This window comes from Rhizobium album (assembly GCF_003122325.1).
Lineage (GTDB): Bacteria > Pseudomonadota > Alphaproteobacteria > Rhizobiales > Rhizobiaceae > Metarhizobium > Metarhizobium album.
Genome location: NZ_QFBC01000013.1, coordinates 169639 through 195957 on the forward strand (window position 1 = coordinate 169639; position 26319 = coordinate 195957).

31 protein-coding genes and 5 pseudogenes are annotated in these 26319 nt (G+C 55.2%); 19 read left to right on the plus strand and 17 right to left on the minus strand.

Features of this window, described 5'->3' with window-relative positions:
- Nucleotides 1-74: 74 nt before the first annotated feature.
- From DEM27_RS23805 to DEM27_RS23825, 6 genes are all read left to right on the plus strand, one after another.
- On the plus strand, nucleotides 75-2276 hold the full coding sequence (locus DEM27_RS23805) for a putative bifunctional diguanylate cyclase/phosphodiesterase (RefSeq protein WP_109460735.1): 2202 nt from the start codon (nucleotides 75-77) through the stop codon (nucleotides 2274-2276).
- A gap of 364 nt (nucleotides 2277-2640) precedes the next feature.
- On the plus strand, nucleotides 2641-3039 hold the full coding sequence (locus DEM27_RS23810; protein ID WP_128755555.1) for a hypothetical protein: 399 nt from the start codon (nucleotides 2641-2643) through the stop codon (nucleotides 3037-3039).
- 664 nt (nucleotides 3040-3703) lie between these two features.
- The gene (locus DEM27_RS23815; protein WP_109460737.1) at nucleotides 3704-3889 is read left to right on the plus strand and encodes a hypothetical protein; all 186 of its coding nucleotides are present in this window, start codon (nucleotides 3704-3706) and stop codon (nucleotides 3887-3889) included.
- 308 nt (nucleotides 3890-4197) lie between these two features.
- Nucleotides 4198-4770: a hypothetical protein gene (locus tag DEM27_RS33660; RefSeq protein ID WP_128755556.1), complete on the plus strand. Its 573-nt coding sequence runs from the start codon at nucleotides 4198-4200 to the stop codon at nucleotides 4768-4770.
- The gene (locus DEM27_RS23820; RefSeq protein ID WP_109460738.1) at nucleotides 4698-5339 is read left to right on the plus strand and encodes a GGDEF domain-containing protein; all 642 of its coding nucleotides are present in this window, start codon (nucleotides 4698-4700) and stop codon (nucleotides 5337-5339) included. Before DEM27_RS33660 ends, DEM27_RS23820 begins: the two co-directional genes overlap by 73 nt.
- A 498-nt stretch (nucleotides 5340-5837) precedes the next feature.
- A complete protein-coding gene (locus DEM27_RS23825) occupies nucleotides 5838-6149 on the plus strand; it encodes a DUF1476 domain-containing protein (RefSeq protein WP_109460739.1) in 312 nt (103 codons plus the stop codon).
- 290 nt (nucleotides 6150-6439) lie between these two features.
- Here DEM27_RS23825 and DEM27_RS23830 read toward each other — a convergent pair whose 3' ends face one another.
- Together DEM27_RS23830 and DEM27_RS23835 are read right to left on the minus strand one after the other, a co-directional pair.
- Nucleotides 6440-7339, minus strand: a complete 900-nt coding sequence (locus DEM27_RS23830; RefSeq protein WP_109460740.1) for a YsnF/AvaK domain-containing protein — start codon at nucleotides 7337-7339, stop codon at nucleotides 6440-6442.
- Entirely contained in the window at nucleotides 7323-7724 is a 402-nt protein-coding gene (locus DEM27_RS23835) for a YsnF/AvaK domain-containing protein (RefSeq protein WP_165823555.1), read from the minus strand. The genes DEM27_RS23830 and DEM27_RS23835 overlap by 17 nt, the downstream gene beginning before the upstream one ends.
- Before the next feature lie 353 nt (nucleotides 7725-8077).
- Between DEM27_RS23835 and DEM27_RS23840 the strand changes: the two genes are divergently transcribed.
- Nucleotides 8078-9718, plus strand: coding sequence for a sensor histidine kinase (locus DEM27_RS23840; RefSeq protein WP_245446063.1), 1641 nt, complete (start codon nucleotides 8078-8080; stop codon nucleotides 9716-9718).
- Here DEM27_RS23840 and DEM27_RS23845 read toward each other — a convergent pair.
- Both DEM27_RS23845 and DEM27_RS23850 read right to left on the minus strand, forming a co-directional pair.
- Nucleotides 9715-10737 carry a PAS domain S-box protein gene (locus DEM27_RS23845; RefSeq protein WP_109460743.1) on the minus strand — a complete coding sequence of 341 codons (1023 nt, stop codon included), beginning with the start codon at nucleotides 10735-10737 and terminating at the stop codon, nucleotides 9715-9717. The two genes, DEM27_RS23840 and DEM27_RS23845, sit on opposite strands and share 4 nt — an antisense overlap.
- A gap of 71 nt (nucleotides 10738-10808) precedes the next feature.
- Entirely contained in the window at nucleotides 10809-11054 is a 246-nt protein-coding gene (locus DEM27_RS23850) for a DUF6894 family protein (protein WP_109460744.1), read from the minus strand.
- Nucleotides 11055-11524: 470 nt separating this feature from the next.
- Between DEM27_RS23850 and DEM27_RS23855 the strand changes: the two genes are divergently transcribed.
- Nucleotides 11525-11779 carry a hypothetical protein gene (locus DEM27_RS23855; protein ID WP_109460745.1) on the plus strand — a complete coding sequence of 85 codons (255 nt, stop codon included), beginning with the start codon at nucleotides 11525-11527 and terminating at the stop codon, nucleotides 11777-11779.
- Here the strand turns inward: DEM27_RS23855 and DEM27_RS23860 are convergent.
- Nucleotides 11754-13064, minus strand: a pseudogene (locus DEM27_RS23860) (TadE/TadG family type IV pilus assembly protein). The gene DEM27_RS23855 and the pseudogene DEM27_RS23860 sit on opposite strands and share 26 nt — an antisense overlap.
- 231 nt (nucleotides 13065-13295) lie before the next feature.
- On the opposite strand from DEM27_RS23860, the gene DEM27_RS23865 reads away from it, so the two are divergent.
- Nucleotides 13296-13709, plus strand: a complete 414-nt coding sequence (locus DEM27_RS23865) for a helix-turn-helix domain-containing protein (RefSeq protein ID WP_109460746.1) — start codon at nucleotides 13296-13298, stop codon at nucleotides 13707-13709.
- A gap of 430 nt (nucleotides 13710-14139) precedes the next feature.
- On the opposite strand, the pseudogene DEM27_RS23870 reads toward DEM27_RS23865, so the two are convergent.
- A pseudogene (locus DEM27_RS23870) lies at nucleotides 14140-14648 on the minus strand (YciE/YciF ferroxidase family protein).
- Between the two features lie 50 nt (nucleotides 14649-14698).
- Complete coding sequence (locus DEM27_RS23875; protein ID WP_109460780.1) at nucleotides 14699-15577, minus strand: PhnA-like protein; 879 nt, start codon at nucleotides 15575-15577, stop codon at nucleotides 14699-14701.
- Nucleotides 15578-15866: 289 nt separating this feature from the next.
- On the opposite strand from DEM27_RS23875, the gene DEM27_RS23880 reads away from it, so the two are divergent.
- The 3 genes from DEM27_RS23880 (at nucleotide 15867) to DEM27_RS23890 (ending at nucleotide 17585) form a co-directional block, all read left to right on the plus strand.
- Entirely contained in the window at nucleotides 15867-16061 is a 195-nt protein-coding gene (locus DEM27_RS23880; protein ID WP_109460748.1) for a hypothetical protein, read from the plus strand.
- A 347-nt stretch (nucleotides 16062-16408) separates the two neighbouring features.
- Nucleotides 16409-16654 carry a DUF6894 family protein gene (locus tag DEM27_RS23885; RefSeq protein ID WP_109460749.1) on the plus strand — a complete coding sequence of 82 codons (246 nt, stop codon included), beginning with the start codon at nucleotides 16409-16411 and terminating at the stop codon, nucleotides 16652-16654.
- 151 nt (nucleotides 16655-16805) lie between these two features.
- On the plus strand, nucleotides 16806-17585 hold the full coding sequence (locus DEM27_RS23890; protein WP_109460750.1) for an EAL domain-containing protein: 780 nt from the start codon (nucleotides 16806-16808) through the stop codon (nucleotides 17583-17585).
- 41 nt (nucleotides 17586-17626) lie between these two features.
- Here DEM27_RS23890 and DEM27_RS23895 read toward each other — a convergent pair whose 3' ends face one another.
- The 4 genes from DEM27_RS23895 to DEM27_RS23910 form a co-directional block, all read right to left on the minus strand.
- The gene (locus DEM27_RS23895; protein WP_109460751.1) at nucleotides 17627-18088 is read right to left on the minus strand and encodes a GFA family protein; all 462 of its coding nucleotides are present in this window, start codon (nucleotides 18086-18088) and stop codon (nucleotides 17627-17629) included.
- 106 nt (nucleotides 18089-18194) lie between these two features.
- Complete coding sequence (locus tag DEM27_RS23900) at nucleotides 18195-18776, minus strand: cysteine hydrolase family protein (RefSeq protein ID WP_109460752.1); 582 nt, start codon at nucleotides 18774-18776, stop codon at nucleotides 18195-18197.
- Nucleotides 18773-19195 (minus strand): low affinity iron permease family protein, encoded by a 423-nt coding sequence (locus DEM27_RS23905; RefSeq protein WP_109460753.1) that lies wholly within the window; start codon nucleotides 19193-19195, stop codon nucleotides 18773-18775. The genes DEM27_RS23900 and DEM27_RS23905 overlap by 4 nt, the downstream gene beginning before the upstream one ends.
- A gap of 8 nt (nucleotides 19196-19203) precedes the next feature.
- Nucleotides 19204-19599, minus strand: a complete 396-nt coding sequence (locus DEM27_RS23910) for a hypothetical protein (RefSeq protein WP_109460754.1) — start codon at nucleotides 19597-19599, stop codon at nucleotides 19204-19206.
- Between the two features lie 260 nt (nucleotides 19600-19859).
- On the opposite strand from DEM27_RS23910, the pseudogene DEM27_RS23915 reads away from it, so the two are divergent.
- Together DEM27_RS23915 and DEM27_RS23920 are read left to right on the plus strand one after the other, a co-directional pair.
- A pseudogene (locus DEM27_RS23915) lies at nucleotides 19860-20270 on the plus strand (recombinase family protein); the annotation flags it as partial.
- 210 nt (nucleotides 20271-20480) lie between these two features.
- Nucleotides 20481-20914 (plus strand): annotated as a pseudogene (locus DEM27_RS23920) (hypothetical protein).
- Nucleotides 20915-21124: 210 nt separating this feature from the next.
- Here DEM27_RS23920 and DEM27_RS23925 read toward each other — a convergent pair.
- On the minus strand, nucleotides 21125-21304 hold the full coding sequence (locus DEM27_RS23925) for a DUF3606 domain-containing protein (RefSeq protein ID WP_109460755.1): 180 nt from the start codon (nucleotides 21302-21304) through the stop codon (nucleotides 21125-21127).
- Nucleotides 21305-21543: 239 nt separating this feature from the next.
- Nucleotides 21544-21762: a DUF378 domain-containing protein gene (locus tag DEM27_RS35255; RefSeq protein ID WP_420028852.1), complete on the minus strand. Its 219-nt coding sequence runs from the start codon at nucleotides 21760-21762 to the stop codon at nucleotides 21544-21546.
- Between the two features lie 89 nt (nucleotides 21763-21851).
- Here DEM27_RS35255 and DEM27_RS23935 point away from each other — a divergent pair, with 89 nt between their 5' ends.
- Nucleotides 21852-22040, plus strand: coding sequence for a hypothetical protein (locus DEM27_RS23935; RefSeq protein WP_109460756.1), 189 nt, complete (start codon nucleotides 21852-21854; stop codon nucleotides 22038-22040).
- Between the two features lie 69 nt (nucleotides 22041-22109).
- Here the strand turns inward: DEM27_RS23935 and DEM27_RS23940 are convergent, their stop codons facing one another.
- The 4 genes from DEM27_RS23940 to DEM27_RS23955 all read right to left on the minus strand — a co-directional run bounded on the left by DEM27_RS23940 (nucleotide 22110) and on the right by DEM27_RS23955 (nucleotide 23372).
- Nucleotides 22110-22385 carry a coiled-coil domain-containing protein gene (locus DEM27_RS23940; protein ID WP_109460757.1) on the minus strand — a complete coding sequence of 92 codons (276 nt, stop codon included), beginning with the start codon at nucleotides 22383-22385 and terminating at the stop codon, nucleotides 22110-22112.
- Between the two features lie 50 nt (nucleotides 22386-22435).
- Entirely contained in the window at nucleotides 22436-22648 is a 213-nt protein-coding gene (locus tag DEM27_RS23945; protein ID WP_109460758.1) for a DUF2934 domain-containing protein, read from the minus strand.
- Between the two features lie 16 nt (nucleotides 22649-22664).
- Nucleotides 22665-22904, minus strand: coding sequence for a hypothetical protein (locus DEM27_RS23950; RefSeq protein ID WP_109460759.1), 240 nt, complete (start codon nucleotides 22902-22904; stop codon nucleotides 22665-22667).
- Nucleotides 22905-23057: 153 nt separating this feature from the next.
- The gene (locus DEM27_RS23955; protein ID WP_337250482.1) at nucleotides 23058-23372 is read right to left on the minus strand and encodes a response regulator; all 315 of its coding nucleotides are present in this window, start codon (nucleotides 23370-23372) and stop codon (nucleotides 23058-23060) included.
- A 268-nt stretch (nucleotides 23373-23640) separates the two neighbouring features.
- On the opposite strand from DEM27_RS23955, the pseudogene DEM27_RS23960 reads away from it, so the two are divergent.
- From DEM27_RS23960 to DEM27_RS23975, 4 genes and pseudogenes are all read left to right on the plus strand, one after another.
- Nucleotides 23641-24123: pseudogene (locus tag DEM27_RS23960) on the plus strand (pyridoxamine 5'-phosphate oxidase family protein).
- A 105-nt stretch (nucleotides 24124-24228) separates the two neighbouring features.
- Nucleotides 24229-24447 (plus strand): DUF2934 domain-containing protein, encoded by a 219-nt coding sequence (locus DEM27_RS23965; protein WP_109460760.1) that lies wholly within the window; start codon nucleotides 24229-24231, stop codon nucleotides 24445-24447.
- Nucleotides 24448-24494: 47 nt separating this feature from the next.
- Entirely contained in the window at nucleotides 24495-25457 is a 963-nt protein-coding gene (locus DEM27_RS23970; RefSeq protein ID WP_337250481.1) for a TIGR03885 family FMN-dependent LLM class oxidoreductase, read from the plus strand.
- Nucleotides 25458-25526: 69 nt separating this feature from the next.
- Nucleotides 25527-26319: alpha-amylase family glycosyl hydrolase (locus tag DEM27_RS23975; RefSeq protein ID WP_245446066.1), on the plus strand; the 793-nt coding region annotated here is incomplete at its 3' end.

The following is a 26319-nucleotide window of genomic DNA, read 5'->3' on the forward strand; positions in this document are numbered from 1 at the left end:
CCTGCGGCCGCCTTTCATGATTACATAACGAAATTCTAAGATGATGCTTCGACAGTTTGGAGGCATGTAAGTTGATGCGCATTGAACGTGCGGAGGGGTCAAGCGGCGCTTCCGGAAATGGCATACAGGATTCCGCGATCGATCCCTTGCGTCGTGTCGCTACAACCTCGCGGACGAACGAGGACCTGGCCGAGCGTTACGTTTGGCTGGAGGCCATGATCAACCACGTCCCCGACTACATATATGCGAAGGATCGCGAGGGGCGCTTCATCTTCGCGAACGCTGCAGTAGTCACAAACAACGGGTTCGAACACTTCGACGAGATGATCGGCCTGAAAGATTCAGATCTTCACGGTTGGGAAGCGGCCACCGAGATCCATGAAATCGAGCGGCGGGTCATGAACTCTGGCGAGGCCGATCTTGGCTTTGAAGAGCGTGCCCTCAAGGGAAATTGCGACCGATGGCTCATGATGTCGAGGGTGCCCTTACGCAACCGGGATGGTGAGATCGTTGGTGTCGTAGGCGCATCGCGCGACATTACTGCGCGTAAGGCTGCTGAAAGAATGCTTAAGTCGCAAACATGCATTCTGCAGGCAATTGTATCTGGCAAGCCAGTAGGCGAGTTCTTCCAAGAGCTTTGTGAGCAGCTAGAGACGGGGTCGCCGGGTTCTCGTGCTGCAATCCTCACGATGGCGACAACTGAAGAATGGAGGATTGCGGCCTGCCCGGCATCTTCCGCACTACCTACTTCAATCAGCCAAGGACCGCACGGTACACTCGTGGACGTCCTTCGAGGGGTCATCGGCGATAAGGGGGCGTTCAGATGCATCGACATCATCGGCGGTAGCGGAGACATATTAGGCTGCCTTCTCGTGTGGTACCCGGAAGATCAGCTCACATCGGAATACCTCGAATTTTTCGAGGCGGCGGCGCGCATGGCCGGAATAGCGATCGATCGAAGTCGTGACGAAGAGAAGATCCTTTACTTGGCCGAACACGATGCACTTACCGGGCTTCCGAACAGAGACAGGCTCGAACGGAGTCTCGATCGTATGGTAGCTCAGGCGGATATCGAAGGAGGGACACTCGGGGTTGCGTTTCTGGATCTGGACAACTTCAAGCATGTGAACGACAGCCTCGGACATAGGGTCGGCGATCTACTACTGAGTGAAACTGCCGTCAGGATCAAACGGGCTCTCGGAGCTGATGGAATAGTGGGGCGGATCGGCGGGGATGAATTTGTCATCGTCCTCGAGGGGGACGAGTCCTATGAGGCCCGGATGGAGCGTGTCCGTGCCGCGATATGCCTGCCGTTCACGGTGGACGGCGTCGAGCTTCAGACTGCATGTAGCATCGGTATTGCCGCCTTCCCGGATCATGGTCATTCCTCTGCCGAACTCATGGCGGCTGCCGATCTTGCGATGTATCGTGTGAAGCGGGAAGGACGCGACGGGGTCCGAAAGTTCACCAAATGTATGTCGGTTGCTGCGCGCGAGAAGGTGCGCATGACGAAGGAGCTGCGCACCGCAATCGAAAACGACGAACTGGTTGTGCACTACCAGCCACAGAAGGATCTGAGGACGGGCAAGGTATGCGGGGTCGAGGCACTGGTACGCTGGCAACACGAGGGCCGTCTTGTGATGCCAGGCGAGTTCATCCCGCTGGCAGAAGAAACCGGGCTTATTTGCGCTCTCGGAGAGTTCGTCATGACCAAGGCATGCGCTCAGGTTCGTGCCTGGCAGGCCGCTGGAGTTGAACCATTCAAGGTTGGGGTCAATATGTCGGCACGGCAGTTTCAGGATCCTGGGATGACCCGCAAGGTAGCCGACATTCTTAGTGCGGCGGACTTGGATCCGCGGTGGCTGGAAGTCGAAATAACCGAAAGCATGATCATGTGCGACGTGGCAGACTCCGTCCGGAAGATGTCGGAATTGACCGCGTTGGGGATCAGCCTTGCGCTGGATGACTTCGGCACGGGATATTCAAGCTTGAGCACTCTAAAGTCCTTTCCGCTTTCGCGCCTCAAGATCGACAGTTCTTTCGTGAAAGGCATTCCTGCAGACGAAAACGACATGGCGATCGCTTCCGCCATCCTGTCAATGGCGAAGAAGCTAGGTATACAGACCATGGCAGAGGGTGTTGAGAATGCCGAGCAGGAGCATTTCCTCAGGGATGCCGGTTGCTGTCAGATGCAAGGGTACTATTTGGCTAGACCATTACCGCCGTCTGAACTCCGCGAATTTGTGACAAATTATCAAGAGCTACCATATCTGTGATGACCAGACTTTAATCTGGCACTGCTTAAGTGTCTCGCCGGATTCCGGGCCGGCCGTCTTCGCGTGCGGCTGGACGAGCACTCCGGCTGGAGTGACATCTGCCGCAAACGAAACGGACGCTTTTTCTCGACGCGACCAGTCGCATTCGTGAGCAAACGGTGCTGCGACGGCGCGTGCCGCCAAGCACGCTCGGTTGCTCGCTGCTCTTGAAGAGACTTGAGGCCGACGTCGAGTATCATGCTGTACGCGCTGCGGCTGTGCACAAATGATCGCCCAACCGGTCACTTACCTAAATAGTGACCAAACCTATTGCAACCCAAAAATCAGAAGGTTAAGAAATCGGCACGCATCAACAGGTATCTCCGTGCCGAAACAACTCTTCGCCTTGCTCGCAGCCGCAACCCTCATCTCATCCTGCCAAACCGGCGCCATGTGGCAGGACCGCTTGACCAAGCAACGCCCGGCGACCGCGGCCGAAAAAGCAGCGATCATCGACGGCGCGCGCCGGGTTCTCAAAGATCCCTACTCGATCATGGACGCGGAGATCTCCTACTTCATCCCAGCTGGATCAACCACCACGGGCAATATTTGCATCAAGGGGAACGCCAAGAACTCCTTCGGCGCATACACCGGTCGCAAGGGCTGGTTCCTGGATATGAGCAACAACGTCATTCGTTATGCTTGGGAAGGCCATCCGAGCTGCGACCTGCCGGGTATCCGTTATCAGCCGTTCCCAGAGATCTATAAGCTTCGGAATCTGTAACAATGGAGTTTCCGAATGAGGCTGCCGCAGCTACCGAGGCGCGCAACGTTCTGGCTGAAATGGCGAGCGAAGGGCTGCGCCTCGAGCCGCCCAGACCGAGGCCCGTCACATTGTTTGCAGTGGCTTCAGGCTATAGAAACGGCACATCGTACAGGCGAAGAGCTCGCCCTACTGGGCTACAGCAGTCAAGGATCGGTAATCGCCCGCGTCGCGTTCCAGCTTGAGGAAAACCCGCCGATCGAATACCTGCACCGGCTCCTCAGCTATCCTCGCCTTTCCTGACCTATAAAGTAAATGGGCGCCTGGTTGCCCAGACGCCCGCCCACCGAACGGAGCAACAACCAAGGAGCGGCGGGTTGAACTTGGACGGTCTGCCCGGATAATTTGAGCCGCACCAGTTGCGGTTCCACTATCGACAACGCCTGATCTTGAATCGAAGTTTTTTAGACCGGTTGTCGACACTAACGTTTTTCGAACGCCAATCAGCATCTCGTGCAATCCGTAACAACAAACAGTGCGACCGGTTCCGAGAACCCACGAATTTTCGCCGACCGCAAAGCATGTATCGCTATATGAACTGCTAAAGTCTTGTGTCCCAACGCCGATCGGCCGCAAAGGAACCTCTCTTTGCCAGGAAAGTTGTATTTCGTCCGGAGGTAAAAACATGTCAGATGAAGATCCTTATCGCCATATTTCCCAGACGTCCGAGACGCAGCGGGAGGCCTACCTCCGGCGCTCATCGCTGCATTTCCTTGAATGTGCCATTCACCTATGCGCATCCCACATGAGCCTTGAGGATGTGGCGCAAATCCTGGAAGCGGAGGCGCGGATGCTAAGAGAGCACGGATGAAATCGCTCCTCTCGGCAGCGAGGGTGCCCGTCGGCCTGCCTGCTTTTGGTATAAGGCTAACTTCGACCGGGAGTTTAAGCGCATTACATCAAATTTGACCCATATTAAAGTGCCGGGCGCTGTCGGTGGTAGCCTGATATGAAAAAGTTGCGTTGAGAAATGAGGCTGGACTTGGTGACCGGCATGTTGGTCGTTTGAGACATGCTTGAAACCGAATAGCTTCCTGTGAATATTTGCAACCAAACCTAAATGAAGTGACAGGCAACAAGCGGCTCACCGCGGCCATAGGGTGGGGAATGGAGAGTGCATTGTACCAGACCATCGTCAATGTGGCGGTGGCGACACTTTTCACCATAGCCTTCACCCTTGTTTCTCTTCGAAGAAACACAAAGGGAGATGCAGGTTGGTTCGCGGTCAGCTATGGCACCGGCATCCTCACGCCGGTCAGCGAACTGCTGGTCTGGCTGACCCCTTACCCTGCCGTTTTTACGGCTACCAGCTTCGCAAGTTTCTCGTTGGCCTTTAATTTCATGGCGAAAGGCCTGTCCGTTTACTACAAACAGCCGGTCAGCAACTGGCTTCTGATCGCGTCCTTCGTCCTGTCTCTCATCGTTCGGGGGGCGATCTGGGGTGGTGCGCGTAATACGATGCCCTATGAGTTGCTTTATCAGCTACCGTTTGCAGTCGCGATGGACCTGTGCGCGATGATCATTGCCAGTTCCCGCTCGAATGGTGGGCTGGAACATATCCTGACCGGCCTCTTCGGTGCTTTGGCAGCCTCTTTCATCGTAAAATCAGTTGTGGCTATATGGTTGAAAATTCCGGGTCCACCGCCTCACAATACCTGGACAGCAAATACGCGCTGTTCTCGCAGTCCTTGAGTGCAATCCTGCTCATCGCAATAGACTTGACGCTTTTGATGGTACTCATGCGCGATACGGTTGAGGCCGCCAATTCCATCGCCGAAATCGACCCTTTGTCGCAGGTGCATAACCGAGGTGGTTTCAACGAGCGGGCCAAGCTGGCTTTGGAACGCAGCCAGAAGCGGCGCCACGAAGTGGCATTTCTGCTTTTCGACCTGGATCACTTCAAGCTTATCAACGACCGTTTTGGACACGCTACTGGTGACCGTGTCATCGAGAAGTTTGGTGAGATTCTCCGATTGGTCATATCAGATCGAAATGTCGCAGGGCGTATAGGGGGAGAGGAATTCGCGGTTCTCCTGGAGAACCTGACCGCACCGGCCGCAAGGGACGTCGCCGAGACGATCCGGCTGGCTCTTGCCAATACTCGGTTCGACGAACCGGACCTCCACGCCACGGTGAGTATCGGCATCGCCATGGCAGAACCTTTCGAAAGCCTGCATACGTTATGCGAAAAGGCGGATATCGCTCTCTACCGCGCCAAGCGTAGCGGCCGTAACCGTACCGCCGTGACCGAGCCAACCTGATCTTGCCCCGAACGCGAAGCCCTTTACATCGACTCCAGCCGTGAAGGCTGGACATCTGCATTTTTCTCATGGCAGTGCGCAGCCGGTTGAAAACCTTGAGAGACACGATCCAAAAGGGCCGCCGCGTAAGTATCCGGCTCGGAGAAAACGTGTAAACAGGCTGCTGCGCCCCGGTCATCAACGGAAGCATTAGATCGCACTACGGCAATTGCGGGACTTGGGGGTGCAACGTCCTGTTGTTCCCCGTCGTCGGGAGTCAGAATTGCCAGTAAGGTCGCAGCAGGGAGGATGTATCTCATGACATCCGCCATACGGCAGTTTCACTTGCGCCAGCCTAACGTCGTGAAGCGAAAATATAAAAAACACAAGCGTAAGGTGTTTTGACTGTTTATTAGCCCTTCCCGTTGCCCGGTTCTTTAAAACTCCTGATCTATAAGGTTACTCGCGGCCAGGGGAAAAAAGGCCGGGGTATAAAATCGATCTAAACGGGGTTTAATCATGACTGCTTTGCTGAAGCGTGCCCGCGCGCTAGAGGACAAGTTCGCCTATGATCAGGAATTCATGTTCAAGGCGCAGGCGCGTCGCAACGCGCTGATCGGCCTTTGGGCCGCGGCCACCATGCGCCGGGACGACGCGCAGGCGTATGCTCGCGAACTGACCACCGCCGATATCGCCGATCCGGACGGTGTCTTTGCCCGACTGCGCCGTGACTTCGATGCCGCCGGCGTGGAGGTTCTCGACGTCGACCTCCGTTGTCGCATGACCTCACTTCTCAAGGATGTTGCCAGGGATATGTACGAAGGACGGTGAGACGGTCTGATTATCGAGAGCGGGGTTTGATGAAGTCAGCTTCCGCCATCAAATCAATGATATGGGCCAAGCCTGGATCCGTGTTGGTTTTGCTGATGATGCCCATGCCAGCGGAAATGGAGTGCAGGGCATGCGCATGTCATGGCCGATACGACGAAAATCTTTCTCTAGCGCAGTTCTTTCGTCCATATGTCCTTCACCTCATTCTCCAACATGAGGTGAAATGGCAAGGGGAACGACTAAGTCAATACGAAACGCACCGCGGTTGACGGTGCGTTTCACAAGCTAGATTAGCTGCGCTGGCTCTGAGACTGCCCAAATTGAGACTGACCCTGGCTCAGGCCGCGTTTATCTTCGACTTCGACCTCGGTATGGCGTACGGTTTCGTTGATTTCTTCAGTTCGTTCGGCTTCGGTTTTCTTGATGCCGATTTCTTCAACGACCCGGGCTTCCTTCGACACCACGGCTTCCTCGTGATGCTCCTCGGCAGAAATCGTCCGTTCTTCGAAAGCACGGTCCGCGTCGGTAAGCAGCCGGTCGACATTTCGTCTCTCAATGGTGACATTTTCGTCACGGAGTGTGAGGCTTTCATTTACGGGACTTTCCACAGTGTAGGCCCTGACCTTGACGCTGCCGGCATTTACATCCCTTTTGCCAACGCGCAGATTTTCCTCCACGACCGGGATCGTTTCCTCGTTGCCGCCGGTCTGGTTGCGGAGCGCCGCCTGCGTGGCGATATCAATTCGGTCAGACCCTGTCGTGGCCGAGCTCGAATAGGAGCCATTCCATCCCTCCGTCCGCCAGGTATCGGCACGCTCGTCAAGGTTGATGCTGCCTTCATCGTCGAGAATGTCCCGGACAGTCTCGTAGGAGCCGTCATCGACACCACTGACGGTGACAAGGAAGCCGCCGCGGCGCAGGCCTTCGCTGTAAACCTCTCGATCGTCATCGGGAAAGAAGAAGTCTTCCAGCGCCGCCCAGAACCCTGTCCGGCTTTCCGGCGGAGGTGCATCTGTACGATCGGCTTCATAGCCGGGGACCAGGCGCAAGTTGGCTTGCGCGATGCCAGCGTCGCGAAGGCGGGCAATGGCAGCCTCCGCCTCGGAGCGATTGTCGAAAAATGCGGTCAGCGTCGAGGCTGCGTTACCGGAGACATAGCTGGATGTCGTATCGCTATAGGTCTGTGTCATGGGTGTGCTCCTTGCTGTTGGGGTAAATGCGCTCAACCACAAACTTTTGTTTGCGAAGGCTGATCGGGACGCGCTCATGCTGAACCGTGATCTCACGCTTGATCCGTATTTCTTCAACGAGGACCAGCCGCTTTTCGACGATGACGCGTTCCTCGCAGATGGGTACAATAGTGGTATCTCCCTCGGTCCGAATCTGGGGGAATTCATCCACTTCGAGGCCGATCGGTATACGTTCAATGCTCGCCGTCACCTGTTTGAGATCCTGCTCGACAGTCTCGTGGTCCAACTCTGTTTTCGTGCGAACTTTGACTTGTCCGTCGCTGACACGGCGTTTGGCCACTTCAAGCTGTTCTTCAACACGTTGAATTTTGTCCGTTCGCGTCACCAGGTCGTTCCAGACGATTGCGTGGCCGAAACGAAAAGACCGAGAAAATGGTTCCGCAGTAAGTCCGTTCGAAATGCTTTGGCTTCGAATGCGTTCCGGATCCTTTTCGATTTGCCTTCACCCAAAAAGTCTTTCCTTTCGAATGGGAGGCCGATATCGGAACGAATGAACCGTGACCTTTTGCGTTCAATCCATCGAATTGATTTTTCGTAAAATATATTGATCATGCCTATTGTTGGTTCATGCGAATTGTCCCGACTGAGGATGACCTCTCACCGGTAGGTCAAGCCCAAGTTCCGATCGGTTCGGATGGTGGGGCCAGACGGGGAAAAGGACGCGTGAGAAAAAGACTGATGGCAGTGGCAGCCACTGCCCTTTTGCCGGCCATCGGGCTTTTGGCCTATAACGAATTTGCAAGTCGCGAACGGCGTTCGGCTGAGATCCATAGTGAAGCTGCAGCAGCGGCCCGCATGACCGCTTCGGAAGTCGAGCGCATTCTTGAGGGATCGCGTAGCCTGCTGATTGCGGTATCGGCGCTTCCCGCAGTTGTTGAAATGGACGCAAAGGCCTGCGGCGAAGCCCTGAGTCGCGTCGCCACTCGGCTCACTACCACAGGAGCCATCCTATTGATCGACACTAACGGCAAGCTGGTCTGTGACAGCCAGGGCAACGGCTCCGGTACGGATTTCTCGGATCGTTCCTACGTCGAGGACGGCCTTGCCGCCAAAGACCTTGTTGTTGGCGGATATACGGTCAGCAAGTTGACGGGCGTTCCCGTCCTTCCTGTCGCACTGTCGGTATACAACGATGACAAGCTCGTGGGCGTCATCGCAACCGGCATCCGCCTTGATTGGCTGCAGGCGCGGATCATTGAGCGCGGCGTTGCACGCGGTGGGGCGGTGACGATTGCCGACCATAACGGCGTTATATTGGCTCGGAATCCTTACCCCGAGCGCTTTGTCGGCACGCGCATACCCGATCCATACCAGCATCTGATAACCTCCGATGAGCCTGGAACCGTGGAAGTCAAAAGTCAGGATGGCACCGAGCGGATCCTGGGCTACATTCCAACATCGGCAACCAACCAGCTTTACGTCAGCGCCGGGTTCTCACAGCAGGAAGCCTTTGCCGAGGTCAACCGCCTGACCTTCACTGCCGTCATTATGTTGAGCTTGGGGGCTGTGTTGGCCTTCGTCGCAGCGACCCTTGTCGGAAGCCGGTTCATTCTGAAGCCGATAGCTCATATTGTCGATGTCATGGAGAAATGGCGTCAAGGCGATACAGCGGTCAGAACCAACATGGCCGGGAAATTCGGAGAACTCGGCCTTGTCGGCGGATCCGTTGATACCCTTCTCGACGAGCTCGAGCGACGCCGGCTTGTTCTGGAAGCAGCCGAAGAACGACGAAGCCTGCTCGCTCGGGAACTGACCCATCGTGTCAAAAATACCCTGGCGCTTGTCAGCGCGATCGCCCGGCAGACGTTTAAGAGCTACCCGCTGCAGGTCAACTCGTTCATTCAACGCCTTGCCTCTTTAGGAAGCGCCTATGACCTGCTCTTTGCCGCTGAACACCAAAGTGCTGATATCAGGGCGATTGTCGAGCGCACCCTTCGGCCCCATCTGCCAGTCGTTGCTGACCGCGTAACGATCAACGGGCCGGAATGCCGGGTCGATCCCGATATCGCCCTGGCGCTTTCTCTGGTTATCCACGAGCTGTCAACGAATGCTGTCAAATACGGAGCCCTCCGGGATGAGCAGGGGTTGATATCGATCAACTGGAGCTGTGACACACGACGTGTGAGCCTTTTATGGCGTGAACACGACGGTCCCCCTGTGCTTGCCCCTGAGAAGGAGGGCTTTGGCTCGCGGCTTATCCGCCGGGCATTTCCGGCGGCAGCCAACGCGGAGGTCATTGCTGCGTATCTTCCAGACGGACTTCAGTTGACATTGGCATTTGATCTCCAATGCGCGGATGTCGGCATAGAAACCGGCTAAGCTCCTTCACTGGAATGACAAAGCATGCGCGGGAAGACGACGGTGATGACCAACCCTTCAGGGCGCCATTCCCGCATAATGGTCGCACCTAAGCTGGTTTTAAGGGTACTTTCGAGCTTGCTGCCGAAGCCACGCGACAGGGAGGGTGATCGGACGGGCGGGCCGCCCCGCTCAATCCACACGGTTTGATAGCCGTTCGTCAGTGGCCGGGTGCTGATCTCGATGAAACCTTCTTCGGTCTGTAATGCGCCGTACTTGGCTGCGTTGGTGGTAAATTCGTGAAACAAGAGCGCCAGGCTCGTCACATGCGGTGCAGCGAACTCAATGTCGTCTCCAGTGATTGTAAGACGGGATCTGCCAGTTTTGTGCGGCGCAACCATCGCCTCCAGCAGCGAGAAGAGAGAAACTCTATCGGCAGTCGCGGGATCGGCCTCATGGCTTCTCAGGGTGAGATCGTGAGCCCGGGCCAAAGCCACCAGACGCTCACGCATCAACTTAACCAGGTCACCTGGAGTTTCTGCTTCGCGGGCCGCAAGGGACAGTAGTCCACCAGTAAGTGCAAACAGGTTTTTGATCCGATGATTCATCTCGTGGAGGAGCAAGGATTGTTGCTCTTGTCCACGCCGCCGCTCAGAGATGTCACGCGCAATCTTGGAAGCCCCTACGATAATTCCGCCCGGAGTCCGGATGGGCGAAATCGTGAGGGAGATATCGATAAGTTGACCGTCTTTGCGGCGACGAACGGTCTCGAAATGATCGACGCGCTCGCCAGACTGGATGCGGGCGAGGATTGCCGGCTCTTCATCCAGACGCTCCGGCGGTATTAATATGGTAATGGGCTGGCCAATCACCTCGGTCGCAGAGTAGCCGAAAATCCGCTCAGCGCCGCGGTTCCAACTGGTGATAATCCCCTCAAGACTTTTGCTGACGATGGCGTCGTCGGAAGATTCAACGATGGCCGCGAGGAGGGAAGAGGGTTCGTATGCAAATGTGTTCGGCTGGTCTTTTGAATTCGTCATTACAAAAGTAAAATCTGTTGCTGGGGTCCGTTTTTTTACGAAAATCCGCCGGACGCTTCAAGATAATCAATTCATGGTTTTCGGACCGGGTCCTCTTCTCTGGTGAGCTTCATCGTTGTCACACTTTCGAGGTTTGCATCAAGGAGCTCGACTTGGAGGAGCCAGAATGACGGATCGCGCAAACGCTCCCTTGCCATATCCAGCAACGCTGCACGAGCTTCCTTCAGAGCGGCCTCGTCATCCGGCATATCAAGAACTGTCCCAGTTAAGAACGCGTCCTCGTTTCTCTCAAGGGTCCGAAAATAGTAAAGGGTCATAACCGCTCCCACGAGTCGAGGCCTACGTCGTTCAGGATCCACGAAATGATAGCGGGCCGCTCCTCCCAAAACGGCCCGCTTCGCGCCAGCCGCCTAATGACGGCAGGCCTTACTCCACTGCACTTATCAGTGCTCGTCAATGGAGTGGCCCATAGAGAAATCACTAACTTTTTTAAACCGCATTAACATAATTAATTGAAAATCATCGATTTTTAAAGGCGGTGGCCCTGCATTCCGATTTGTTCAAGCTTCGGTCACGAATGTTCCGCGCAATATCCAACGTTGGTCTCAAACGCTTCGGAACCGTTTGCCGCAAACGACGTTTTGAGGGCGATGCAAGTCGTGTCAAGCGGACACGATGGCATGGAGAACACAGGGATTTTTCCGCTTTCTTCCTGTGGCCAACGAAACGGCAGGCGAGCTCCTATCCCATCCGGCTTGCGTCACCATCTTTTCCATTGGGGGCATGAATGACGAACGACATCATTTTTGCAAAGCGGAGACTGCGCGGACCTCAATACTCGCTTGAGGAATTCGCAGAAGCCTACAATCTTCCTGAACCTGAAGCGACCCGCCTCTTTAAGCTCTCCGGTCCCAGCCGGGTCGATCTCGATATGCTCATGCGCGTGAAGGCGCTGAAAGCGGCGTCGCCGAGCCAACCAGTGTTCCAACGCCTGGATTGGGTTGAAGCCCTGGGCCCTACTGCGTCAGCCGGGGCTGATTAATAACTTTCAGAAACAGCGCCTGCATCGCTTCTGTTATCCCTTCCGTGGGAGACACCTCAAAGAACAAGCCCGGTGACGCGCACTCCTGCATTTTTGCAGAGACCTCGCTCTGGAACGGTTTGATCCAGCTGTTATACCAACTGTTCTTGGGGAGCGGCAGATAGGTAGTATACAGAACGGCGATCTTGATGTGCCGGTCCTTTACCAGCTTGCAATAGCTCGTATCGATCGGCTCCTGACAACGTCCGCCGGTCGTTTTCTTGGTGCACTTTGATGGCTTGTAACTGTCACCTACTCCGTCCGATACAAAGAACAGAATTTTCTGCCGGTCATTGGTCGTGTCGCCGCTGCCAGGGGCATCGATGAGCTTGTTGATCTCCGTCAGGGCATTATCGAAACTCGTTTGCTGATCGTTGTTGTAGCCCTGCTTGGGAATGGTCATCAAACCCACCGCTTCCGCATAGGAACGAACCGTATCCATATCCCCACTCAATGTCGCAGCGGCCGTCAGCTTCACATCTTCGGCTTTTGCTCCAAAAGTATACACCCCCATGCGGTACTGATTGGCAAACAACATGGTGGCCTTTGCCGTTTTGGTCAGCTCCTGGGTTGCTTTGCGTACGATATCAATGCGCATGCTGACGCCCAGGCTTTTGGCCAGATTATAGTAGTTGTTGACGTTGTGAACCTCGTGACACGCGAACGCGCAGGTGTCCTTGGTGTTTTTCTCCATCATGGCAATGTCGGCAGCCGTAGCCCCAACACCCATAGACGGCGTGTTGTCCAGCAACACGTAGAAATCAATGTGGGCGCCAAGCTGATAGGTGGCTTTGGCTTTGCCTGAGATCACCACTTCTTTTTTGCCAAACAGTTGGAGAAAGGTGGTCGGGATCCCTTTTTCGAACCGGACTTCCGAGTTGAGATTTTGTCCGGTCCTGTGAACGTCAATGTCGAGGTGCAGGGGAGTGACGCTCGATTATGGGTCGACCTGATCCGTAGTGCCGCTGCTGCTGCCGGTTTGCGCAAGGAAGAGATCGTGGGCCTCGTCGATCGCTTCTTGGACACTGCCGTTGCCACCCATCGTACGGGCCTTGGCGACACCCTTGGATTTCTCGGAGATGGCACCGACGGCCGCCGCGTCCGCTGCGTTCAACAGGTTTTCCCGCTCTTGAAGAGCAACCGATATATCGATCGCCAGGCCGACAACGCCGCACAAAGGCGTCGCGAGGAGCGCCGTGATGATGCCGAAATTACCATTGCGACTTTTCAGAAACGAGCGGATCATCCAGGTACTCCGATACACAACTCATTGATCTTTATGAGCAGTACCGTTCCTGACTTAATTTAGGACAAAGGCATACGCTTAAGACTTTGTTTCAATGCTGGCTTTCCAAACGACAAACAACATCAATCAGCCTGCGGATCTGATCAAATTTAATGTAAAAAGAATGACGGCAGCCGTGGCATATGCTCACCTAAAGCGGGTTGTTCGAAGGCTATACCGGCGGAGGGACACATGAAGCATATAGAAGATTTAGACTTGATTGTCGGGCGGCAGCTTCGGCAATGCCGAAAGCTTATGGGTCTCACACAGACTGAACTGGCAGCGGGTTTGGGTGTCAGTTTCCAACAACTGCAGAAATATGAAAGGGGCGTCAATCGGATTGGGGCCGGGCGCCTCCAACAAGCGGCGGACATCCTACATGTGCCTATATCTTACTTTTTTGAAGATAATCGTCATGATGCCGAGCGGCAAAAACTCATCCCTTTGTTAAGTTCGCCACAAATACAGGAGCTGAACAATCACTTTTGTCGCGTTTCCTCCCCTACCCTTCGTCAGGCTCTGGTGGAGCTCGTAAAAGCGATTAGTTGGGGGAGCGAAGACGATGGTGTGTCGGACGAGGAAAGTATTCCGAAGTTTTTACGGTGACCCACAAAATGCGGCCATAGTAGAAGAGTCATTGCCACTGGCGCTAGTCTGACACACGAAAGTGCCAACCTGCATGACCTATGCTCCACTTCAAGCCTATGCTGCTTGATCGCGCCGTTGCTGCCATTTCTGACGGTATGCGGTGTTTACGGCGGCGGGCGGCCCGCTTGAGAGCGTAGTCTTACTTCTCGTCATTTCTTTCTGATTCTTTGGCCATGATAAGAACTTTTTCCCGCAGCAGTTTTCGATCGTGCTCCCGCGCAAAAGCTTTGAGATGAGTCAGGGCGTCGATACAAGTGGCCGGCTCCTGAGCGCGCTCGCTCTGATTTTTCCTATCTATGGCACCCTCCTCATCTCTTCACCGCACATATTCAGTCATCGCACGTCCATAGCAGACAAACAGAATTGATGACGGCGGCGGTCTGCGATCTCAAGCAGCTTTGGTCTTTCCCTTAGTGCCTTTGCTGTTGGCGGAAGCTTCGGCAAGTCCGTCAACGCTTCGTCGGTAGCGGATTCCTCCTGCAGCGTGGCGTCCAGAAGCTGCGCAGCTTCGTTCAGGCCCAACCGGCCGGCCCATGCCTTGAGAGTGCCGTAGCGGGTGATTTCATAATGCTCGACGGGCTGAGCCGAAGAAATCAGGCCAGCGTCAAAGGCTTCCGAACCCTTGTATTCTTCCATGATTTCCTCGCCTTCCGCCAGAATTCCGACGATGGCGTCGCAGGTCTTGCCACGCGCAGGCTTACCGAGCAGTTCAAATACCTGCTGCAGACGCTCGATCTGACCTTCGGTTTCTTCCTTGTGCTTCTGGAAGGCGGCTTTCAGATCCGCGGACTGGGTCGCCCGCGCCATCTTCGGCAAGGCTTTGACGATCTGGCGTTCCGCGTAGTAAATGTCCTTGAGGGTATCCAGGAACAGGTCCTGCAGGGTCTTCTCGGCCATTTTAGACTCCTATGGCTGGGGTTGAGAGGTAGAAGATGACAAAACCCGGGTTAGGCGATGTCATCCAATTCAATGCCGTGCTTGGTGCCGACCGCACCGCCGATCCACGCTGCGGCCGCTCCCACAGCCAGCGAGATGAAGGCGATGATCGCGGCAATCGAGATGACAGATGTTGCCGTATCTGCTGCCTGAACCGCAGTTTGCTTGGCGCTTTCCACAGCCTGGCGATATTGCGCTTCATACAGCTGAACCTGACTGCGGGCCTGCTCGACAGGAATGTTCTGTGCGCGAGCCAACGCTTCGGCTGCCTGCGTGCGTGCATTATCAGCCTGGGCCGGATCGCCGGTCATCACGCCGCGAACCGCAGCAACAGCGGCATTTCGGAGCGACTCCGGATCGCTTCCGCTTGTCTCGCGAACCTGCTGCTCAATGGAAGCCATGGGATCGGTCGCCGTAGCGATGGATGGTGCAGCTGCCGTCGCAACGGTGGCCGCAGTCTGACCTGCGCCCGCTACCAAGCCCGAAAGACCGCTGTAGACGCCGCCAACGAGAGCGCCTACCGAAGTACCGAGCAGGTAAAGAAGAAAAAGGGTGGTGACAGCCCAGGACGTAAGCCCATGCAGTGCACCGGTGGACGTAGACGGGCGACCTGAAAGACGGCTGGCAATGTAACCGCCTGCGAATGAAGCGATAATACCGGTCAGAATGAACCAAATCGCGCTGCCGATTGAAAACGTGCTCGCGTCCGGATTGTCGTTGGTCATAGGATCAAGGACTGCCGCACCAATGCCGATACCCAGTAAATTCAACAGAAAATGCGCTGTGAGCGCGATAACAGCGCCGGCAAGGACGGCGCCCCAGGAGATTTTGTGAAATGCCGCGGTTGACGGCTGCTCAAGTGGAACCGGGGTTACGGAAACGGTGCTCATCGGGGAAATCCTATGCATGCAGCTCACAAGATTGTGATGCCCACTAGAACCTCGCTGCCCGGGTTCAGTTCCGCTGACTGCCCCGCAAACTCACCGCAGGCAGCTGTCTTTTAACGAATCCAGCGATACCTTGATAAAGGCTGTTTCAGTTATATCTTACAGCCTATAGCCCGGCGGCGGACCGACCGGCTTAGGGCCGTCGCTGACGAGGAGCGGCGGCCCTACCGACAATGTCTCTATCCCGATTAACTCAGCCTGCGAAAATTCGCTTCGCGCCCAGGGAGGTTGTATGCTTTTCAATCTTCTTTCTTATAGGGACAAGGAAATCGACAGTATCCTTCAGGCCGCGATTGAAACGTGCAACCGGCTCGATATTGACCTCAAGAGCGAAGATGGCCACAGAGTCTTGCAACGCGCGACCAATATAGCTGCCGGCGGCGTCATGGACGCCGATGAGATCGTCGCAAGGCTCTGTGCCAGTTAGCGCTCCGCGCTCACCATGGAAATTCCGCCGAAACCGCCGTCTCGACCGAGATTTGTCGCAGGGGTAGCCGTCCGTGCAAGCCCGGCTGCGGCGCCTGGCGGTTACAGGGCATTGCGCCGCCGTCATGAGCCCCTGCCTGACGTGATCCGCGACGGCGGCTCCGGCGGAATTCCCAGCTCATCAGTGCAGGAACATTTTCAAGGGTTTAAGGTTTTTGTCCCGAGCGTCCGGAGCGATGTCAAGTGGACGCAACAAGCATGTTTTGCGCTTTCACCCTATGGCCAACGTAGCGGCAGTCGAGCTTTGTACTTGTTTCGCTCCGGATCTCGCCATCAAGGAGCAAATGCATGCCAAATTACTATTTCCGAACGTTGGAGCGGAACGGTGGACGAGAGGTCCACGAAACGGCTGTCGAACTTCCAGACGAGGCCGCAGCAATTGCCGAAGCGCGCATTATACTGGGAGAAATGGCTGGCGACGGCCTGCCTCACAGCTCAATCAACATGATGTCTGTTGAAGTCCTGGACGAACATCTGCAGCCGCTAATTGAGGTCCGCCTCACAGTGGAGGACATTCCCAAGCCTCACGCTTGATAGGCAAAAGCCAGCCCTCATCAATGGATTGGCAACCAGCCGCAGGCAAAATCCATTCAGCCTGGGCTCGTGCGAAGCCCTGAAACGTCGGTAATGGCGGCAAGCGTGCAGATCGCGCAGCGGTCCCAACTCGATTTTAAGGAAATGACTGATGGCTCAAGGATGTAGTGGCTGCCGTGACGGGGCGGATTTTGTCTTGCCCTTCTCAATGGCTTTCCAGCCGATTGTCGACATCACAAGCTCCAGGGTTTTCGCGCATGAAGCGCTGGTACGTGGGCCTCAAGGTGAAGGCGCCGGATCCGTGCTTTCGAAGGTAGAGCTCGCCAACCGCTATGCTTTCGATCAGCAATGCCGGGTCAAGGCGATCGAGTTGGCCGCCGTCCTTTTCCCTGCAGACCAGGACACCTGCCTTTCGATCAATTTCATGCCCAACGCTGTCTACGAACCTCGGGCATGCATCCGACTCACGCTCGCAACGGCCGTGAAAACCGGGTTTCCCCTCAAAAACATCATCTTCGAATTTACCGAAAATGAGCAGTTGGACACGGCGCATGTGCTCAATATCTTGAGCACTTACAAGGACATGGGCTTTAAAACCGCCTTGGATGATTTTGGCGCCGGCCATGCTGGGTTGGGCCTTCTAACACATTTCCAGCCCGATATCGTCAAGCTCGATATGAACATGATCAGGGGGATCGACACGGACGGGGTACGACGAACCATTGTCAAGCACACGTTGCACATGCTTCAAGATCTTGGGATCCAACCGATTTGTGAAGGTGTCGAAACCGTCGGGGAACTTTCGGTCCTGCAGGAGTTGGGAGTTCGGCTTATCCAGGGCTATGCGCTAGCCAAGCCCAGCTTCGAAAGCCTCGCACAGCCATTGTCGGCTGCCGCCCTGATAGGTGAGACTGCTAAATCCACTTTTTAGTGAGCGTACGATTTAAGCACCCTCTATGAGACACTTTCAGCTCAGTCTTTTTTGTCTTCTACCTTGCGTTTGTCAGGGTAGCCGATCGCGACATCCCGTTCTCGGGTATAACTTGGAAATCGGGGAAGGGCGTCGGCAAAATCTACCCAGGGTAATTTCATGCGCCAGGAGCCATGCGCGACAGGCTTAAAGCGCTCAGGATGATCCATAAACCCAATTGTTATCCGAATCTCGTTTCTGAGTCCCGCATCGACGTAACTTATGGATGATCCGCAATCCGGGCAAAACCCTCGTTCGATGCCAGGTGTCTTACTGAAGGTTCTTGGCCCCTTGTTGGTGAACGCAACTTTGTCTTTCGGGTACCCGATCCAAACTGTGAGGGGGCCGCCTATCGCCTTTCTGCAGTCATCGTCATGATCGTAATTGATCCAGAAGGGTTCACCCTCCAATTCCGCTACGATCGCTCCGCAAAAACACGATCCTCGCTCAAAGCGCACCGCCATTTCGGACTTCCTTCGTAAATTGAAGCTGCGCCCAGGTTGGACCCCAGAGGATGGAACTGCAATGCCATAGCGGTCTGGATCTCCTACCGGCTCGGCGAGTTGCCAATCAAGCCGACCGAAGAAAATCTTCCGCAGACATCAACTCGAGCTGTACCGAGAAACGGTCGCCCAGCAGTTTTAGGGAGGCATCATGCGTACTATCCGCGCTGCTGCAGACCGCATCGCTGAGAACAATGGTCCGGTAGCCGTGATCGATCGAGCCCAACACGGTGGCAAGGACACAGACGTCGGTCTCTCCGCCGGTAATCACCAGGGTGTCGATACCGTCGGCTTCCAGAAAGCGGTGGAGCTCGCCGTTTAGCCAGGGTGAATAAGTAAACTTCTTGAATGTCCGGGCCGGCGGAATGTACTTGGCAAGCGGTGCGACGACTTCAGTCATCTCCGCAGCCATATGCTCGCCAGTCATCATCCACCACTTGCGATAATAGTCTCGCCATTTGCCCTGCAGCACCTCCGGACGGTTCGGCGGGATGAATTGCGTGAAAATTGTATGTGAAGCGAATCTGTCTGAAAGTTCTTCGATTTGCGGAAGGACGCGATCAAACCATGGCATGTGCCATGGCGTATCTTCTGCGAATATCCTTTGCATATCGACGCAGATATGGCGCCAGGATCCGAAGCTGGTCATTGATCCTGACGCTGTCGCGCTTCGCTTAGCCGCACCACCTTGTCTTTCACCCGGTGATCTGGCTCACTGTCAGCAGCTTCGCGCAGCATTTGGGTCAAGCGTGCCAGTTCCGCTTCATCCAGCTTCTCAATGCCGATAAACCGGTTCTCGGCTGAGCTGGTGAGGATCAATTCGTCCAGCTTGGCCTGCAGCGCCTTGCCGTCGCGGTTCTGGGAGTTTTGAAGGATGAAAACCATCAGAAATGTCACGATGGTCGTTCCGGTGTTGACGACAAGTTGCCATGTTTCGGAAAATCCGAAAAACGGCCCTGATATGGCCCAAACAAGAATGACGGTGACCGCCAATACAAAAGTGGCCGGCTTGCCGCTTGTATCTGCGACTGCATTGGAAAACCGGCAGAATATCTCCGAAACTTTCATACCGGCACCTAAGCGACGTTCTCATCGTTGGCGTCAGTCCGACCGGTAGGAATGGAGCTGACGGTTGTTGACACGGGGTCACTTGCCGGGAAGGTGCCATCGAGACCTTCTTCGAGCTGTTCCTCGGGGCTTGTCGATGCCTGAACCTCCTGCTCTTTTCTAAGGGAAACCACCGCCGGAGATTCATCTTCAGGGCAGTCTTCGATCCTCGATGAAGTTTCTTCACCCTCGAAGGCGGCCACTTGAACCATAAGTGCTTTTGCCTTGGTTACGGCATTCTGCCGGTCTACTTCAGATTGCTCAGATTTTTTCATCTGGACGGAAATGACGTCTCCGCCATCTCCTACAAATTCGACGGTCACTGCGGTTTTTTCGTCGTGAACCTGTTTGCAGATAACATCCATGAGATTTCCTCCAGAGAGCGGCGCTAGTGCCGGTTTGGCAACTTAACGTCAATCCGGGGGAAGAGTTGCATGACCAGCGACGATGGCCCCACGCTCCCCTCATGAGATTTTCGTCAGACTCTGGCTGCTTTTTGGGTTTACCTCAGAAGAACCGTGTTTTCCGCACTACTAAAAATAGTGTTTGACGACTTATTGCGAACTGCCGTAATTTTCATATGTAAAACGAACTTCTCAAAATTACATAAGGCAAATCGTACTCCATGTTTATCCGGGCATACTTTCGAGCCAGCACACAGGAGCAGGACGCGAAGCGTGTGGAAGACGATTTGAAGAAATTTGCGGTCGACCGCGCCTGGAAGATTGCTTCTACGTATACAGAGAATGTGAGCGGTGCGACTTTGCAGCGGCCGGAACTGTTTCGCCTGCTGGCTGATTGCCAGCCAGGAGACATTTTGCTCGTCGAGCAAATCGACCGGCTGACGCGCCTGACGCTTGAAGATTGGGATCGCCTGCGCGCCGAGATCACCAAGCGCGAAGTCCTGATCGTATCCCTGGATCTTCCAACCTCCTGGATGATGATGGCTTCGGTGCGCGACGATATCCAACGCCGGATTTTCAGGGCCATCAATGATATGATGCTGGACGTCATGGCAGCGGTAGCCCGGAAGGATTACGAAGACCGCTGGCGTCGTCAGCGCCAGGGCATCGATGTTGCGAAGCAGGCAGGCGTCTACCGGGGTCGTCCTGAAGACACCAAGCGGAATGAGGCCATCATGGCGATGTTGCGCAAAGGGAAAGATCTGGGAGAGCATTCGTCATGCCACCCACTGCTCCAATTCAACGCTTGCCCGGCTCGCCAAACGGGTAAAAGGACTGAGCTGATGCCGATCCGCCCGCAACACCGATGGCTTTACCCGATCGACTGGCCGCAACTGACCGACATGATCCGGTTCAAACGCGCGGCCGGGCGCTGCGAGCAATGTCACCGGCCGCATGGCAAGACAGTCACCCATTTGGGTGATGGGCGCTGGTGGTGTGAGGAAACGAGCAGATGGAAGGACGGGCGGGGACGGCTGCTGCGGCTTCGTACACCCCTGCCCTGCTCCCTGAGCAGACAAGAATAACCCGCGTGGTGTTAGCGACAGCACATCTGGACAACAATCCGGGGAACAACGACGCCGGCAGTCTCAAGGCACTTTGCCAGCGCTGCCATATGATCCACGATCGGCCGGAACACCTCAGGCGGCGCAGACTGGCCTATCTTCTCAGTCGAGCGATCGGAGATCTTTTTACCGGGCGATACCCGACGATCTGACTGATGTTAAAAAGTCAGCGCGAAGGAAAGCAACCGGCGGACGAGTATACATGAAAATGTCTAGGTCCGCCTTGGAAGGGCCGTGCAATTTGAAAATATTGGCCGCATCACTTCATGACAATCCGTAGGAAATGCGGAACTCGCTCAGTGTATAACGGTGATCGGGGCGCAAAACTTCTGGCATGCAGCACGCAATACTATCTATAATACTCAATTCTGCGAGGTAAGGCGGGCTTCGACGGCGTCACGCTCAGGACCTGCTGCCTTGATGGCTGCCACAACGGCGTCGCGGGAGACGCTGAACTTCTTCATAAGATATTCGACCTCGTAATCCTGATTGGCGGATACCAGGCGACGGTCAGCTCCGCGTTTGTCTTTATCGTCGGTCATCAATTGGTCTCCCAGCTGGTCTATCAGCTTAAGCCCGTCAGCGGGGCTCTAGCGCATCTAAAACGTTGATTCTGCGACTTCGTTCCCAGTCATGCTTATAGGAAAGGCCCGCAACGCGGGCCTTGAGGAGCGCAGTGTCTTTTCCCGATATTATCGGGAAATGTGAGCCTTGGCCCGGGTTTCGCCAATCGAGAACGCACGAGCGAGCGGGATCAGCTGCGAGATGGCGGAAAGCCCGACTAGGACGTAAACGATGGTCGCGGTGTGGTATCCTGACCACCAAACAAAGTTGCTACGAGATCGAAATCAGCAGCGCCGACCAGCAGCCAGTTGACGCCGCCGACAATGATCAGAATGAGGGCGCTGAGATTAAGAGCGCGCATATATATCTCTTGGTTTTCGGAGAAGCTGCGACGATAAGAATGCCTTATTGTTCCCAAAAAATACTGTAAATTCATATGTGTTTTTCCAGGAACAACCTCCCTTCCATGCGGTTTGTAGGGTGGGATCACGAGATCCCTGTATCTATAAAAGGAAGGAAATCACCATGGCAAATCAGGGCGGTTCGCACGAACAGCACGTTAAGGCCGGTCAACAGAGCCACAAGAATTCGGGTTCGAAGCAGGCTTCCTCCAGCAACGATTCCAGCAGTTCCCGTGACTCTTCCGGTAAACAGGGCGGCTCGCACGAGCAGCATGTCAAAGCCGGCAAGCAGAGCCATAAAAACAGCCATTAGCGGCTGAGAGAAAAGCCCGCTTCAAGCGTGCTTTTCTTTTCGTTGCACTGAATACAGGATGGCCTGGTCTCACCGTACTCTTCCGAGAATGTAGGCAAATGCTGCGACCCCGAGCAAGGCGGTCAGGGGGCGGTCCCGGATTGGACGCAGCATCAGATCGCGTGATTGTTCGGTAATCAGTGCAACACTTTCCTGAAGGCGGGAAACTTCTGCCTTGAGTGCAAGGATATCCGCGTCCATTGGTGGTTGCACCTGTTCACGGGCAGCATCAAGGGCTTCATCAACGAGGGGTGTCTCGAGCGACGGTGTGCTTTCAAGAGATGGGCGGGACGTAATCGTATCCATATCTTCCTCCAGAGGCGAATATTGAATTGGCCTTGATTGAACCGCCGGCATCAATCCGGCGAAGGTGGTAAAGGGTTGCGAAGTGCGTCTTCTTCGGCGTCTTCACTACCGCCCGACGTAACGGGAAGTGTAGTGGGATCAAGCAGGCCAAGTTCGGCCAGTGCCATCTGCCAATGCCGGTCCTGTTCGCCTTCAGGTCGCCCCTCGCTCTCCCAGAGTTCGTACGCGCGGTTACGGATACGGTGTTCGCGATCGTCATCCATTGAGTGTTCCTTTGCGTCAGCGAGATGGAAAACGTGACTGCGCCTGGACGATGCGCAGCCAGGCAGATACGCCTGCGGCCCACATCGAGATGGGCAGGACGATTAGGCGGGAGAGTTCGTCCAAGGTTTCGATGGGATGCCTGGTCTGCGGTATTTCGGCAGAGATGAGAGGCGCGGTCGGGGCGTGGATTTCCCCCGTGACATTCGAAATCGTAGCAATGGGAATGGGTGTTCCGAGTTCCGGTTGGTCTGACATGGGCTGGTCTCCTGTGACCTGCCACAACGTGGAAAGACGCTAAGAGTTTCCACCCAGATAATTATAACCCCAGTTAGTCATTGAAGCACATAAATTCCGTCAGCGGGTCAACCGGATCAGTGATCTGCTGTGGCAAATTGCTAAAGGATTGGATCAGGCTGCTGTGCGGTCCTGAATAACCCGCACAATGGCAGAAGGGTCGTAAGGCTTCGGGATAAAACGGGAGCGGGCCGGAAGGCTTCCAGCACCGAGTTTATTCATCCCTGACGTCACGATGATCCTTACCGGGGGCCAACGGTCGCTGACGGCCGCAGTAAGCGCCCGGCCATCCATGTCACCAGGCATGTCGATATCCGTAAAAAGGACGCTGATGGAGGGTTGCTCGGCAAGAATGCGTATGGCTTCTTTAGCGGTAGCTGCACTGAAAACAACAAACCCTTTTTCCTCAAGGCCTCTACAATGTCCAATCGGACAAGCGGCTCATCTTCTACAACAAGAACTGCGACGTCATTCATTTGTCGTACTCAGTTGGTGTTTCTAACGCCGCAACTCTCGACAGGCAGCGTTGTTCCCTGTCTTTCTCCTAATCCACAGATTCCTAATAAAACCATGGTGAAGTCGACACATGTGAGAGAATCCCTAATTCGTTAATTCATGAAATTGTGATCTCACGATCGCATCGTGCGTCGGAACAGGATGCCCGTCGGTCGTTTTCCCCGGCCACAAGGAGAACATAATGTCCGATACTTTTACTGACACTGCCAAGGTCTGGGATCTTGCCGATAAGATCGGCTTCTGCATGCTGACGACAGGGTCCGATGGCTAGCTTCGTGCCCGCCCCATGTCCGCCCACAGCGAGCGTCTGGAAAATGCCTTCTACTTCCTGACGGACGTTGACAGTCACAAAGACGATGAAATTGCCGACAATCCGAATGTGTGCCTGGCGTTTGCAGATTTCAAAGGCCAGAAGTATGTCTCCGTTTCAGGCTCGGCGGAGGTTCTAAACGACCGAGAGAAAATCAAGGAGCTGTGGGCCACACCGGCTAAGGCCTGGTGGGAAAGCCCGGATGACCCGGCGATCAGGATCCTCAAGTTAAACCCTCATTCGGCCGAGTATTGGGATAGCCCCGGAACGGTGATCAGCTACATCAAGATGGCAGCGGCAGCATTGACGAGCGCGAAGCCTGATATGGGTGACAACGCAACCGTAACAATGTAGCCCTCACCGCGCGGGCTCTGCCGGCGCCCTTTCCTTCGGCTAAAAAAAAGCGCTCCTGAACTTTAAGGAGGATCTGACGTTTTTGATCATATCGAGGAGAACGTCATGGACGACCGCACTCTGCACCAGCTTATTACGGAAACCGCCAGAAAGCTTTGGCAAGAAGCTGGACGGCCTGACGGAAACGACCAGGCGCACTGGTATGAGGCAATGCGCCAAGTCAGCCGGATGACCACCCTTCCCTTGGTTACATCGCCACCTGGTCACGAGCAGCCAGAAGGTCCGTTATCGGGTTCTGGGGAGAATACGGGGAAACTCTCATAAATCTATCCGGTTAACTCCCAGATTTACTTTACATAGGAAGCCTCCCGGTGATCGGATATCACGCGTCACATGAACAGTTCAGTCCTCAAGAGCTCCTGACATTTGCAAAGGCTGCCGGGGCCGCGGGGTTTTCATCCCTCATGTCGTCGGACCATCTCGCGCCCTGGAGCGAACGCCAGGGACAGTCGGGGTTTTCATGGGCATGGCTGGGAGCGGCCATGCAATCGGTTGATTTGCCCTTTGGCAGTCTCGCCATACCGACCGACGGTCGCTATCACCCGGCACTCGTAGCGCAAGCCGCAGCCACTCTGTCTCTCATGTTTCCGGGCCGCTTCCGCTGGATCGCCGCGGGCAGTGGAGAGGCCATGAATGAGCTGCCTATAGGCCGCGCTTGGCCGGACAAACAAGAACGAAACGACAGGTTACGTGAGGGGGTGGACCTGATACGGCGCCTTTGGCGTGGGGAAACCGTTTCAAAGACCGATGGCTACATTCACGCTGACCGGCTTCGGGTGTGGTCGTTACCCGAATCCCCGCCGCTGATTTACGGTGCGGCCCTGTCTGAAGAGACCGCACATTGGATGGGATCCTGGGCGGACGGCTTAATCACTGCACGCAAGCCACCCGAGGCGATGCGCAACCTTATCCGGGCTTTTCATGACGGCGGTGGTCGCGGCAAGCCGCTCGTCCTGCAATTTCAGCTGAGCTGGGCCCCAAGCCGGCAGGAGGCTCTTGAACATGCGTGGGACCAGTGGCGGTGCTGCGCACTTACCTCCGAACAACTTGCTGACCTTGAGCACCCTGCGGACTTTGATGCGGCCACGGCGCACTTGTCGCTCGAGGAGTTCGATGCGGATATATGTGTGTCGGCTGATAAGAACGATCATATTGCCTGGATAGGCGAATACAAGGACATGGGTTTTTCGGAAATCTATCTGCACAACCGGGGCCGCAATCAACTGGAATTTGTCCGGTTTTTTGGTGAGCATGTTCTACCGAAACTGCGTTGAGCCTGGAACCCGAAGCCTCGTTGAAGTTGACCGCTCCCAAACCCGCGTTGCCGTTTTGAGGAGCGAGAAGTGAAACAGCCTGAGTCAACCCCACTCGGTGAAGTTATTAAGTCTGCTGAGAAAAAGACCGTGCATCCGGCCTGGGGACCGCGGCTGGTTGAAGGCGGTATTCAATTCCGATTATGGGCTCCCGCTGAGGACAGCGTAAACCAGAGGCTGGCTAATCAGAGCCACCGTATGAATCAGGCAAAAGACGGTTGGTTTGAGGTGATCGTGGCCGGACGTCCATTTGGCCAGGAGTACGTTTTCGCCTTGGGTAGTGGGCCGGTCGTCGCCGACCCCGCGTCGCGCTGCCAGTCTCAGGATGTCAGCGGCCCGTCGATCGTCATCAACCCCGAAAGTTATCAATGGAAAACCACTTCTTGGAAGGGGCGTGCCTGGCCTGAAACCATTCTTTACGAACTTTACGTCGGCACTTTCACGTCCGAGGGTACGTTCCTTGCGGTGATCGACAAACTTGATCGCTTGGCAGCACTTGGCATTACCGCCATCGAGATCATGCCGGTCGCCCATTTTCCAGGAGAACGAGGTTGGGGCTACGACGGGGTTCTTCAGTATGCCCCGCATCGGGCCTATGGCACCCCCGAAGAATTCAAAGCTTTGATTGATGCCGCCCATCAGCGCGGGCTGATGGTATTTTTGGACGTGGTCTACAATCATTTTGGGCCCGAAGGGAAGATCGTGTCCCAGGAGGTGGTGTATCAGGGTATCGGCGGTCACCAGTGTTTTTCCGGTAGGGTCGGGTTGTTCAAGACCAACCTGAAGGAAAGATCACCGATGACCGACGACATGATGACCCTGC